This is a genomic window from Alteromonas pelagimontana (genome assembly GCF_002499975.2).
In the GTDB taxonomy this organism is placed as follows: Bacteria; Pseudomonadota; Gammaproteobacteria; order Enterobacterales; family Alteromonadaceae; genus Alteromonas; species Alteromonas pelagimontana.
Map to the genome: position 1 here is coordinate 2,518,144 of NZ_CP052766.1, position 12,486 is coordinate 2,530,629.

At 46.6% G+C, this 12,486-nt stretch carries 8 protein-coding genes; 4 read left to right on the forward strand and 4 right to left on the reverse strand.

Going from position 1 to position 12,486, the window contains the following annotated elements; translation table 11 throughout:
* Nucleotides 1-23: 23 nt before the first annotated feature.
* From CA267_RS11125 to tldD, 3 genes are read left to right on the forward strand one after another with little or no spacing between them, the layout of a single operon-like run.
* Nucleotides 24-3,893 (forward strand): YhdP family protein, encoded by a 3,870-nt coding sequence (locus CA267_RS11125; RefSeq protein ID WP_083638190.1) that lies wholly within the window; start codon nucleotides 24-26, stop codon nucleotides 3,891-3,893.
* Nucleotides 3,886-4,707, forward strand: coding sequence for a carbon-nitrogen hydrolase family protein (locus CA267_RS11130; RefSeq protein WP_075607409.1), 822 nt, complete (start codon nucleotides 3,886-3,888; stop codon nucleotides 4,705-4,707). The genes CA267_RS11125 and CA267_RS11130 overlap by 8 nt, the downstream gene beginning before the upstream one ends.
* Nucleotides 4,697-6,139, forward strand: coding sequence for a metalloprotease TldD (gene tldD / locus CA267_RS11135; protein WP_075607408.1), 1,443 nt, complete (start codon nucleotides 4,697-4,699; stop codon nucleotides 6,137-6,139). Before CA267_RS11130 ends, tldD begins: the two co-directional genes overlap by 11 nt.
* Before the next feature lie 78 nt (nucleotides 6,140-6,217).
* Here the strand turns inward: tldD and yjgA are convergent, their stop codons facing one another.
* Nucleotides 6,218-6,778 (reverse strand): ribosome biogenesis factor YjgA, encoded by a 561-nt coding sequence (yjgA, locus tag CA267_RS11140; protein ID WP_075607407.1) that lies wholly within the window; start codon nucleotides 6,776-6,778, stop codon nucleotides 6,218-6,220.
* Between the two features lie 71 nt (nucleotides 6,779-6,849).
* Between yjgA and pmbA the strand changes: the two genes are divergently transcribed.
* The gene (gene pmbA, locus CA267_RS11145) at nucleotides 6,850-8,181 is read left to right on the forward strand and encodes a metalloprotease PmbA (protein ID WP_075607406.1); all 1,332 of its coding nucleotides are present in this window, start codon (nucleotides 6,850-6,852) and stop codon (nucleotides 8,179-8,181) included.
* A gap of 182 nt (nucleotides 8,182-8,363) precedes the next feature.
* Here pmbA and arcA read toward each other — a convergent pair whose 3' ends face one another.
* From arcA to glgA, 3 genes are all read right to left on the reverse strand, one after another.
* A complete protein-coding gene (arcA, locus tag CA267_RS11150; protein ID WP_075607405.1) occupies nucleotides 8,364-9,071 on the reverse strand; it encodes a two-component system response regulator ArcA in 708 nt (235 codons plus the stop codon).
* Between the two features lie 150 nt (nucleotides 9,072-9,221).
* A complete protein-coding gene (locus CA267_RS11155) occupies nucleotides 9,222-10,853 on the reverse strand; it encodes an ATP-binding protein (protein ID WP_075607404.1) in 1,632 nt (543 codons plus the stop codon).
* Between the two features lie 164 nt (nucleotides 10,854-11,017).
* Nucleotides 11,018-12,448, reverse strand: a complete 1,431-nt coding sequence (glgA, locus tag CA267_RS11160) for a glycogen synthase GlgA (protein WP_075609889.1) — start codon at nucleotides 12,446-12,448, stop codon at nucleotides 11,018-11,020.
* Between the last annotated feature and the right edge of the window lie 38 nt (nucleotides 12,449-12,486).

Below are 12,486 nucleotides of genomic sequence, written 5' to 3' on the forward strand. Positions count from 1 at the left end.
AGAGAATGATGTAAAGGCATAATGTGACAAAAGTCATGAATGCAGCAGCCTGGCTAGTGAGAAAAGCGGGGTGGTTGTTAGCAGTTTTATTAGTCGTTTTTGCTGTAATGCTGAGCGTATTGCGCTACGCGTTGCCTCATATCGATCATAAAAAGTACATGCTGGAGGATTACGTCAACACTAAGTATGGCGTAAACCTGTCAATCGACAGTGTGCAGGCCAGTTGGCAAAGCGCCGGCCCTACTATTGTGCTTAATCAGGTTTCGTTGACGCAAAACGCCTCCTCGCCCGTTGCACTAACCATTGATCGGGTATATATGGAACTCGATTTTTGGCAGTCTCTTTCTCAGCGATTGATATCGTCTAACCAGTTTACGTTGGTCGGCCTCAAATTAAATATCGATGCGGATCGATTAGACAGTGCGGGAGACAGCGATTTTCCCGTAGTAGATGCATTAAAACGCCTGTTCCTGGAGCAACTGCAGCGCTTTTCATTGGAAAAAGGAGAGCTTGCGATTACACAAGCCGGTGTGCAGCAGTCTTTTGAGCTTGAGTCACTTAGCTGGGTTAATCGGAATGACCGACATCAAGGGCAGGGCGCTATTCGCATGCAGGAGCTGACCAACAATTCGGCCTCTTTTGTACTCGATTTGCAAGGGGACAAGGACAACCTGAACGGCGTGTTTTATGCCCGGGCGGAAGAATTAGATATTTCGCCCTGGGTGAGTAAGTGGATCAAGACCAAAAGATCCCTGAGCGAGAGCCGCGCAAATTTTGAAATCTGGGCAGAGATTGAAGAAAGTGAAATCAGCGCGTTGTATGCACAATTTCACGAAAGTAAGCTGACATGGGGCGGTGCCGATAATCCTCTCATTCAAACCGGGATTCGAGGGGGCAGTATTCAGGCGCTTCCAAAAGGCGGCGGCTGGAATTTCCGGGTCGATCAGCTGGTTTTCGATTCAAATGATCAAAGTCTGGTGACGGATCTGGTGGGCTATTGGGATCCCCGAGGGGATATCCTGGTAAATACGGTAAAGCCGGCGCCGGTAAATCCGTTTCTTGTTTTGCTGCCTCTGTTTACCGACGATACAGCAGATGATGATGTTAAAGATTTTGATCCGAAAGGGCAGCTTGCCACACTGCAACTCCAGGTAAAAAACCACGGTGCGGCGCTTGCGGCGAAGTTAATTGATGTCAGTTGGGAGCAGCAACAGCTTGTACCTGGCCTGGATGCGCTGGACATGGATATCTACTGGTATAAAAACCAGGGAGTCATCTCTGTTTCTGCCCACGATGCGAACCTGGAAATCGATAATCTTCTGTCGCAAAACTTTACTCTTAATCGCTTGCGGGGGGATGTTTATCTGTTCCGACAAGCTGGTGGCGAAGAAACGGCGCCGGGCTGGGTTATTCAGTCGGACAATATTCGATTGGAAAGCCCGGTACTTGGCTTATCACAAGCTTTCCGTTACAGCATAAATGACGCGTCGCTCAGCTTGTTAACCCAGATTGACGACAGGCCGGTTGAAGACATTGAGCTATTACTGCCAGCGCCGCTAATGGGTGAAACGACAAAAGCGTATTTAAGCAAAGCATTTGTGGGGCAGGGAGAAATTAAGAATGCCAATGTGCTATGGCACGGGCGGCCAGCAGATTTTCCATTTGCGGATAACAGCGGCGTGTTTCAGGCGCAACTTGCCATTGAAGAAGGTAGCTTTAAATTCGCCGACGATTGGCCAGCGCTTACTGATCTTGATCTGAACCTTTACTTCCAAAACGATGCGCTGGTAATGGAAAGTCCGGCTGCAAAACTGATGAACGTGGATATTAAAGAATTGTCTGCCACCATTCCTCAGTTAAAGGCATCTTCCGTTCTCACTATTTATGCGACAGGAGAAAGCTCTGGCGACAGTCTTACGGAGTTGATGACACATAGCGGAATAGCCTCATCATTGGGTGTAGTGCTGGACGAACAGGTGAAAATTGAAGGGGATCTTTCTTCACGCCTAAAACTCCATATTCCTTTGCAGGGAAGTCAGGTCGTTGCGACGGGCGATGCCGTGCTTAAGAACAACAAGGTGTTTATCAGTAGTGTGGGAATGACATTTGCTGATACCAGCGGCACCATTAACTTTACTAACGAAAAAATATCCGGTTCCAATCTGCAGACTAGGCTACTGAACCAGCCCGTAACTATCAATCTTGACGGAAAAAACACTGGCAAAGGCTATAGCGTCGGCATTGGTTTGCAAGGAGATTGGAACGTAGCCCCTTTACTGGCGCAATTTAACCCTGCCTTTAACGATTATCTAACGGGAAATGCCGGGTGGAATGCTGATGTCGAACTGACCTTGCCAGAGGAAGGATTCAGCTATAAAGCTACCATTGCATCTTCATTGAAAAATGTCGCCTCAATGTTACCGATTCCGTTCAATAAGGTAGAAAACACCGAAATGCCTTTATTGATCAACGGCTCGGGCAATGCACAGGCGTCCAATATCAGCGCCACATTAGGCAAGGATATAAGGTTTGATGGCGTGTTGCCGCACAAGGAAATGCAATTTTCTCGCGCGCATCTCGCGTTGGGAAGCAGCGATTTTGTGGGAATGGGAATAGGATTTAGCGTTTCTGCCGATCTTCCCGTGGTAAATGTCACCGACTGGTATAAGACCATTGAATTGATGCTTGGCGGTTTCGATAACGACGCCAGTGCGTCGAAAAGCTTATTTTCTGTACCTGAACGTATATTCGTAAACACCAATAATCTGGTGGTTGCAGGCCAGACACTGAGCAACGTCAATGTGACCACAAAACAGAACAACAATAACTGGATGCTGGAGATTAATTCAGCCGAAGCGAGAGCCACGGTCAACCTTTATGATCAATGGCTACAGCGGGGTATTGAAATTGAAGCTGATTACATTCGATTCGATAAATTTGAGACAGCGGGCACGGCAACCGATCACAAATGGAATGCCGATAAGTTGCCGCCCGTGTACTTCCATTGTTTGCAATGTACGCTGTTTGATAAAGATTTGGGCGAGGTAACGCTGGATGTGGCGCGCGCCCCCGATGGAATGCACATTCGTCAGCTTCAGACTTCTGGCAAATACGGTAGGTTCGATGCCACCGGACATTGGTTATTTGAGGGCGAGAAAAATACTACTCACCTTGAAGGAAATCTGGCCAGTCAGGACGTCGGCATGATGTTACAGACGTGGGGGATAAACTCAGGTATTAAAGATTCTGCCGCCGCTTTACAATTTAATGTGGACTGGCCGGAATCGCCTATGGATATATCGCTCCAAACAGTGGCAGGAAATATTCAGTGGTCCCTGACCGACGGCTACCTTAGTGAACTCAGTGATAAGGGCTCAAGAATTCTCACAATTTTTAGTCTGAATTCTTTGATAAGAAAGTTGAGTCTGGATTTTCGTGATGTATTTGCCAAGGGCTTTTTCTACGATGATATGCACGGCACCCTACAAATTGCCGATGGGCGCGCCAAAACACGCGATACAGAAATTGACGGCGGGGCAGGGGAAATTGTGATTAAGGGATATACCGATCTGGTTTCCAAGGAACTGAATTACAATGTAGTTTTTACTCCCAATGTCACAGGTAACCTGCCATTTTTAGTTTACTTTTTAGCTACGCCGCCTACTGCACTGGCAGCGTTGGCGTTAGACCAAATGTTGACATCGGCGAAAGTTATTTCCAATGTTAACTATCGGGTGACAGGAACACTGGATAATCCGCGATTTGATGAGCTTGGTCGCGACAGTAAGGACATTACGCTGCCAGCTCAAAACATTCCCCTTGGTCAGGAGCAAGACAGATCCTTGACCGAGCAGGATTTGAAACGTTTCAAACTGGAGGTAAAAGATGGTTAATTTAGTTGCAGCACAAATGACGTCTGTCCCTGACATTAACGAAAATCTGGATTGGGTTGAAGCGCAGTTAGCTACGTTACCTTCCGATGAGGACACTCTGGTGGTGCTGCCTGAGTGCTTTGCCTGTTTTGGTTCTGACGAAAAAACATTGTTAGATATTGCCGAATCCCGCTACGAAGGAAAGATTCAAAGCAGGCTTTCGTCAATGGCAAAGTCATATGGCTGCTATATAGTCTCCGGCACGCTTCCTTTGCACAGCAACGACGATGCGCACTTCACGGCTTCTTGTCTTCTCATTGATCCGCAGGGCGTAATTCTGGGGGAATATCAGAAAATTCATCTGTTTGATGTTGAAGTTAACGATAGCACCCGCTCTTATAAAGAATCGAAGCACACGCAGGCTGGGCAAGAGGTAGTAGTGCTGGATACACCAATAGGGCGAATAGGGCTGGCAGTATGTTATGATGTGCGCTTTCCTGGCTTATTTGAGGCCATGGGCGATATTGATATTCTTGCGTTGCCTGCGGCTTTCACGCGCTATACTGGAGATGCCCATTGGCACACTCTGTTACGTGCCAGAGCCATCGAAAAGCAGTGCTTTGTAGTGGGTGCAGGTCAAACGGGCGTTCATGCAAATCAGCGTGAAACCTATGGTCACAGCCTTATTTATTCGCCCTGGGGCGACTTGTTGGCAGAACAAGCAGATAAGCCAGGAATGGCGCAGGCAAGCGTAGATATTGAGGAGCGAAAGGCATTAGAAACCAAAATGCCTCTTAGCAAACATAACCGATTCAGGAGCCATTTTGTCAAATAACGTAGCAAGCCATTTACTGACCGACTCAGGACTGGATAACCGTATCCTTGAGCAGGCCCTTGGGCAAATTCATAGTCACGATACAGATTATGCGGATTTGTATTTCCAATCCAGCCAGCATGAAAGCTGGGTGCTGGAAGACGGCATTATCAAGGAAGGCAGTTATAACATTGAGCGCGGCGTGGGTGTGCGTGCCATCAGTGGTGAAAAAACGGGCTTCGCCTATTCTGATGAAATAAGTCAGGAAGCGTTACTTAAAGCCTGTTCAGCCGCAAGAACCATAGCGCCTGCAGGCGGTAAGCAACGAGTGGCCGGCCTATCTACTGCAACCTTTCCGGTGCGTTACGATGCTCTCAACCCAATTTTGGGTATGCAGGATGCTGAAAAAATTGCTTTGCTAAAAGCGGTAGATAGCTATATCCGTAAGCAGGAGCAAGGGATTAATCAAGTTGTAGTTAGTTTAAGCGGCGTGTATGAAGAAATACTCGTTGCGGCGAGTGACGGTACGCTGGCTACGGATGTGCGTCCTTTGGTGCGCTTGAACTGTTCGGTTTTATTGGAAAACGGTGAACGCCGTGAAAGGGGAAGTGCTGGAGCTGGTGGCCGCTATGCTTATGCCTTTTTCCAGTCAGACGAAAACGGACGGCCTCTTTACGAACAACTGGCAGACGATGCATTACACATGGCGCGCATTAATATGCAGGCGGTGGCGTCGCCCGCGGGCACAATGCCTGTAGTGTTAGGAAGTGGCTGGCCGGGCGTACTGTTGCATGAAGCGGTTGGGCACGGCTTGGAAGGAGACTTTAACCGAAAAGGTGCTTCAACGTTTAGTGGCCGTATGGGTGAAAGAGTCGCTTCAAAGGGCGTAACAATTGTAGATGACGGCACGCTTCAGGACCGACGCGGATCCTTATCCGTTGATGACGAGGGTACGCCTAGCCAATACAATGTGCTGATTGAAGATGGTATCCTGACGGGTTACATGCAGGATAAAATGAACGCCAGATTGATGGGCGTAAAGCCTACCGGCAATGGTCGCCGTGAATCCTTTGCACATCTTCCTATGCCGCGAATGACCAACACTTATATGCTGGCGGGGCAGTACGATCCCAAGGAGATTATCGGCTCCATTAAAAGAGGAATTTACGCCCCTAACTTTGCTGGCGGACAGGTAGATATTACGTCCGGAAAATTTGTATTTTCCAGCGCCGAAGCGTATCTCATAGAAGATGGTAAAATTACGGCCCCTGTAAAAGGCGCAACGTTAATTGGAAATGGCCCTGAGGTGATGCAAAAAGTGTCTATGATTGGTAATGACATGACACTTGATCGGGGCGTGGGCGTATGCGGTAAAGACGGGCAAAGTGTTCCTGTAGGCGTAGGTCAGCCAACACTTAAAATTGATGAGTTAACGGTAGGCGGCACCGCCTGATAGCTTGCGTTGCATGAAAGCAAAAAAAAGCGCCGACGATTACGGCGCTTTTTTTATTTCCTTTAAAAATTGGTCAGGTCAATTATCACCGCGAAAGGGTATTGCCTCTTTTAAATATTGAAACAATTCTCGAAAAGCTTTCGGCGGAGCATTCTTTTCACGTTCCTTTTTTATCTGACGGTGAAACTGGCGCAATTTCTGTCTGTCTAGCGCCGGATGCTCTTCCACAAGCCGCTGAATACCATCATCACCTTCATTGATTACCGACTCTCGCGCCTTTTCAAGCGCATGAAAGGCCACGTTCGATTCGTGATGCTGATGTTTAAGCTTTGCCAGTGACTGCTCAATATTATCGGTATCGCGCTGACGCAGCAATTTGCCGATAAACTGTAGTTGGCGACGGTAGCCGTCCTTCTTGCGATTGATATTGCGGGCAAGGGTGACAGCGTCTTCAAGTTCAGTATCTAGCGATATCGTTGCCAGGTTAGCCGGAGAAAGATTAACTAACTCCAGCCCCAGCTTCTGAAATTGTGCCGCCTGACGCTTAAGTTCGGTTTTGCTGACCGTATCGTCATTTTCCAATGGCTCAACGTCGTCAAAATAGGATTCTTCTTCTGAATGATGCTTCTGGTCGCTCATTTCAAACTCATAAGTGTTACACTGCAATTAATTGTAATTGTGACATACAGACTTGGATAGCGAAACTTACTATGCAAATTGATCAGCAAATAGCCGAGATTCAAACCGTTGTAGATGATGTACTGAAGATGGCGCTGCGAAAAGGCGCCACGCAAGCTGAAGCCAGTATGTCGAAAGTTCAGGGCATTGCCGTGTCCTCGCGGATGCGTGAAGTTGAAAATGTGGAATTTACCAACGACGGCGGACTGGGGATCAGTGTTTATGTGGGTAAACATAAAGGCAGCGCATCTACCGCCGATTTGAGTAAAGAAGCTTTAGCCCTTACCGTAGAAAAAGCAGTAGATATCGCTCGCTATACCAGCGAAGATCCTTGTACCGGGTTAGCCGACAAAGAACTGATTGCGACAGAATTTCCCGATTTAGAGCTTTATCACCCGGTGGAACTGGACACCGAGCAAGCCATAAAAATTGCTGTGGAAACAGAATCTGCCGCACTGGAATATGATGATCGCATTGTTAACTCCGATGGAGCCTCATATAACGCGAATCTGGGAATGCGCGTTTACGGCAATACACACGGCATTAACGCAGGCTACCCCAGTAGCCGTTATAGCTTGAGCTGCATGATGATCGCTGCGCAGGAAGGTGATATGCAGCGCGATTATGCTTACAGCGTTAGTCGTAAGGCCGATTTACTGAAATCTGCAAGGGAAGTGGGAATTGAAGCGGCAAAAGAAACCGTTTCCCGCCTTGGTGCACGTAAAATTAAAACCGCAAATGTACCGGTGATGCTTCATAAAGATGTTGCTTCAAGCCTCTTCGGCCACTATGTGGGCGCAATCAGCGGCGGAAGCCTTTATCGCCGATCCAGCTTTCTGCTGAACAAGCTCGATCATCAAATTTTCCCAAAATGGTTAACGATTGAAGAAAAGCCTTTCCTAAAAGGTGGGCTGGCAAGTTCCAGCTTTGACAGCGAAGGTGTAGCCACACGTGATATGACCATAGTCGATGAAGGACGGCTAAGCCATTACCTTTACACAACCTATTCAGCGCGCAAGCTGGGCACTGTATCCAACGGGCACGCTGGCGGTATTCATAACTGGATTATAGGTGACACGGGGCACAGTGACGCCGAACTACTTCAAGCCATGGGAACAGGATTATTGGTCACTGAACTAATGGGGCAGGGGGTAAATATTGTCACCGGCGATTATTCTCGCGGTGCGGCCGGCTATTGGGTTGAAAACGGCGTTATTCAGTACCCTGTACATGAAGTGACAATTGCGGGTAACTTAAAAGATATGTTTGCCAACATTCAGGCTATTGGTGCAGAGCGTGACTTACGCGGTGGTGTACAAACAGGTTCTGTGGTCATTGATAATATGCGAATTGCCGGTAGTTAACAGCAGTCATAGCGTAGTTGACTGTTCAGCGAGCGTCGAAAGGCTGTCGGTTACGGTCCGCGGTTCGATGAGTTCGTTCTGAGTTGACCAAACATCATTGAGGGGTAGTATTAGCTGGCGCTACAACATAAAAAACGCAGTCGATTGACTGCGTTTTTTGTCTGTAAACTCTGTAGATTAATTTAATTATCTACCGAGCCGCAGAAGCGATAACCTTCACCGTGAATCGTCACAATTAATTCTTCATCGCTAACTTCAGATTCAAAATGCTTACGAATACGGCGAATGGTTACATCCACAGTACGGTCGTTCGGACGAAGTTCGCGGCCTGTCATTTCCATAATAAGCTGTTCACGAGTGAGAATTTTACCCGGATTACTCAAAAACAGGTGCAAAGCGCGAAATTCGCTGCGCGGCAAACGAAATTCTTTTTGGCTTGGAGAAATTAAAGAGCGACTGTCGCCGTCTAATATCCAGCCATTAAAGCTTACGCGGCTAGGTAAATCATCATCTTCGGCAGTGCTGTTGGTCCGCGCTAACAGATTACGCGCACGAATCGTCAGTTCACGCGGGTTGAATGGTTTTGTCAGATAATCATCTGCACCAATCTCTAAACCTAAAATACGATCTACATCATTATCACGGCCAGTGAGAAAAATCAGGCCCACATTTTTACGATCACGTACTTCTCTGGCCAAAATCAACCCATTCTTGCCGGGCAGGTTAATGTCCATAATGACCAGATTGATGGTGTGATTTTGGAAAAAGTCATGCATCTGATCGCCATTTTCGGCTTCAAACACACTGTAGCCTTCAGCCTCAAATAAACTTTTTAATGTGGTTCTGGTTACCACTTCATCTTCAACAATTAATACGTTTGGCGTCTGCATGGTGGTTTCACACTCTTCTTACAATCGGTTTAAGCAATCTACTGGTTAAATATTAATATCCGTGACGGGGTTTGCAAGTCATCAACGAATAAAACATTTATACGGTATAAGGATTTGTAAATAAATTACAAGGTCTACGCCTGTTTAATCTTACGCTTTCTCTGATATAGAGCTTACGACAGGGAAAACGATAATAAATTCCACACCATTTCCTTCTTCGCTGGAAAGCGCAATTGTGCCGTTTAAGGCCTGCGTCACTAGATTATACACTAAATGCATACCCAGCCCTGATCCTCCCTGTCCTCGCTTAGTCGTAACGAACGGATCAAATATACGCTTACGAATATCGCCGGGAATGCCTCTACCATTATCACGATAAATGAGTTTTAGCTTTGTAGGCGACATCATTTCCGCAATAATAGTTATCTCGCCTTCTTCAACACCTTCGAATCCATGAATAATTGAATTCATAATCAAATTAATGAGAATTTGATTAATCGGCCCGGCTTTCGTTTCAACTGAAAGGGTAGGATCGCACTCGACGTTAATTTTATGGTCTAGATTCTTCAATCGAGGGCGTAGCGACAGTAGTATCTCATTAACCAGCTGTGCAAAGCAAAAAGTTCGGTTGTTTTCACTTGATTGATCGACGGCTACCTGTTTAAAACTGGAAATAAGCTCTGCCGCGCGGTTTAAGTTCCGATAAATGATGTTAAGATTTTCCTGACTCTCGGATAAAAACCTGGTCATGGTGCTGGCTTTCAGCGTCTTATTTTCAAATTGATCCTGAATTACCTTTAATCTATCAAGCATCATTGTGGATGCTGTGACACCCAGCCCAATTGGCGTATTCACTTCATGCGCCACACCCGCGACCATGTCGCCCAGCGACGCCATTTTTTCGTTTTGAACTATCTGACGCTGAAACTGGTGCAGTTTTTCCAGCGTCTGAATTAATTCCTGATTGGCATCTTTAAGCGCAAGTGTACGTTGGTTTACCATGTCTTCCAGGCTGGAATTGAGTTTCTTGTGCTGATCTTCAGCCGCCTGTTGCTTTTGTACGTATTCCTGGATTCGGGAAAGCATCACGTTTACAGCTTCTGACAAAATACCTAGCTCACGAACATTGCACACTTCGGCGCGAGAAGAATAATCCCGCTGACGCGACGTTCTTTGCAGAAAATCTGCCAGATATTCAATAGGCCCGGTAATGACCTGTTGCAGGCGCAGAGCCAGCAGGAAGCTCACTATCATCATGATAAACATAACCGTTAAACTGATGAGAATAGCTTTACCCACTAATTGATTAAAATTGGCTGCGGATGCACGAAGATACAAATAACCCACAATTTGTTGTCGGTAAATAATGGGGCGGGCAACTTCAATTATGTCATCGGTTATTCGGGGCTGTAAAAGCTTGGAAACAGATTGCGGCCGCGACTCTACCGGCGTTTGTCCCGCCTGATTATAGCTTGAAAAATAACTCAGGTTATTAAGCTCATCTTGACGATAAAGATGAACGTTTAAGATTATTTTTGCGGCTTTAAGGCTTGCAAGGTGTGCGTTAGCAGCAGGCTCGTCTTCATTGGCAAGATCCTCAGCCGCGTTTTTACTGACCAGCTCGGCAAGCATTGCCACATCGTCAGTCAGTTCTTTGCGGTAGGTTTTAATTTGGGTATATAGCGATAAGCCGGAGGCAAACACCAGCGTGATTGTAGCGATGGCCATTACCACCCATAGAAATAAGCTGCGAATTGACAACCGCACCGCCGAGTCTGACATTATTATTAGTTTGTATTTTGTAAACGCGGGTTTGGCTTAATAGTGGCCCAAACCTGCTCAAAAGAAAAGCTTTCTCTGTTTTTATGTACAATAACCAATCGCTACGCAAAAGGTAATATTGCCAAGACGCCATCGAACATCACAATGGCCACTATTAAGCTTTTCTATTGATCCATGGCTTGTTTATATAACGCGCTATATTCTTCTGCAGCTCTATCCCAGGTAAAACGGGTTCGCATCCCTCTTTCCTGCATCTCTCTGAAGTTTTCCGGGTGCTCGTAATAAAACAGCAGTGCCCGGCGAACACAGGATAACAGTGCAGCTGGATAGGGAGGTTCAAAGGCAAAGCCTGTGGCGTTAGCGGGATCTTGCTGTTGATCTATAACCGTATCTTTCAGTCCACCTACAGCACGAACGACAGGAATAGTGCCATAAGCGAGACTATACATTTGATTAAGCCCACATGGTTCGAACTGAGACGGCATCAGGAAAAAATCCGCGCCCGCTTCAACTAAATGAGCATGTTCCGTACTAAAACCGTTAATAAAGGCAAACTTCTCTGCATTTTTCTGCGCAAACTCACCCAAATCCATACAAACTTTAGGATCGCCTGTACCCACGATTACCATCTGAATATTATGGTGCATCAGTTCGTCCAGAATCGGTAACAGGTAACCAAATCCTTTTTGTTCGGTTAAGCGGCAAACCATGCCAAACAAGGGCACATTTTCCCGTTCAGGCAGGCCACTTTTGCTTTGCAATACGCGTTTGCAGGTCTTTTTCCCATAGATATTATCGACACTGAAATTTTCCGGCAGGTATGGATCGTCAGAAGGATCCCACTGCCCATAATCACAGCCGTTTAATATACCGCTTAAATCCCCCTGTCGCGACACCAGTCGTTCGTGTAAACCGTGGCTACCTAAATCAGTAAGGAGTTCCTGTGCGTAGTTTGGACTGACGGTAGTAATTTTATTCGCAAAATTGATACCGGTTTGCAGCATATTGATATAGCCGCCATGAACCTGCGCAAGAATACCGGGGTGGTGGCGTAAAAACGGGATGTCATCAAGCTTGTGCACACCTTGGAAAGCAGCGTTGTGCAGCGTAAAAACCGTTTTAGTCTCAGTGAAAAAGCCAGAGCGTTCGTAAGTCATCAAATAGGGCAACATAGCAGTGTGCCAATCGTGGCAGTGGATAATATCAGCCTGATAACTTAAAGCCTGCAGCGTAGTCAGCACTGCTCCCGCGAAAAAGCTAAAGCGCTCGCCATTGTCGGAGTATGCTTCATAAGCGTTGCTGTAAAGGCCATCGCGAGCAAAATACTCCGGATAATCAACAAAATAAACATCAATGCCATTCCAGTTTAACTGCTTAATGGCAAATGGGTAAACCTGGCTTTCTGTGAATACCGTTTGCTGCGAACAGGCATCGGCCAGCGCGTATTGTTCAGCAATTGCCTTGTAATAGGGCATGATAATAACAACTTCATGACCAGCGGCTTTTAGTGCCAGCGGCAGCGCCTTTCCTACATCGGCAAGGCCACCGGTTTTTACAAGATCTTCCACTTCTGATATGGCAAACACAATTTTCACAGCATCACCTTTAATACGAGCGTTCATGTCCACGGCAG

Excerpts from the sequence above, each read along its gene's own strand:
- CA267_RS11130 (WP_075607409.1), top strand. The coding sequence starts at position 3,886 with ATGGTTAATTTAGTTGCAGCACAAATGACGTCTGTCCCTGACATTAAC.
- yjgA (WP_075607407.1), bottom strand. The coding sequence starts at position 6,778 with ATGAGCGACCAGAAGCATCATTCAGAAGAAGAATCCTATTTTGACGAC.
- pmbA (WP_075607406.1), top strand. The coding sequence starts at position 6,850 with ATGCAAATTGATCAGCAAATAGCCGAGATTCAAACCGTTGTAGATGAT.
- arcA (WP_075607405.1), bottom strand. The coding sequence starts at position 9,071 with ATGCAGACGCCAAACGTATTAATTGTTGAAGATGAAGTGGTAACCAGA.
- CA267_RS11155 (WP_075607404.1), bottom strand. The coding sequence starts at position 10,853 with ATGTCAGACTCGGCGGTGCGGTTGTCAATTCGCAGCTTATTTCTATGG.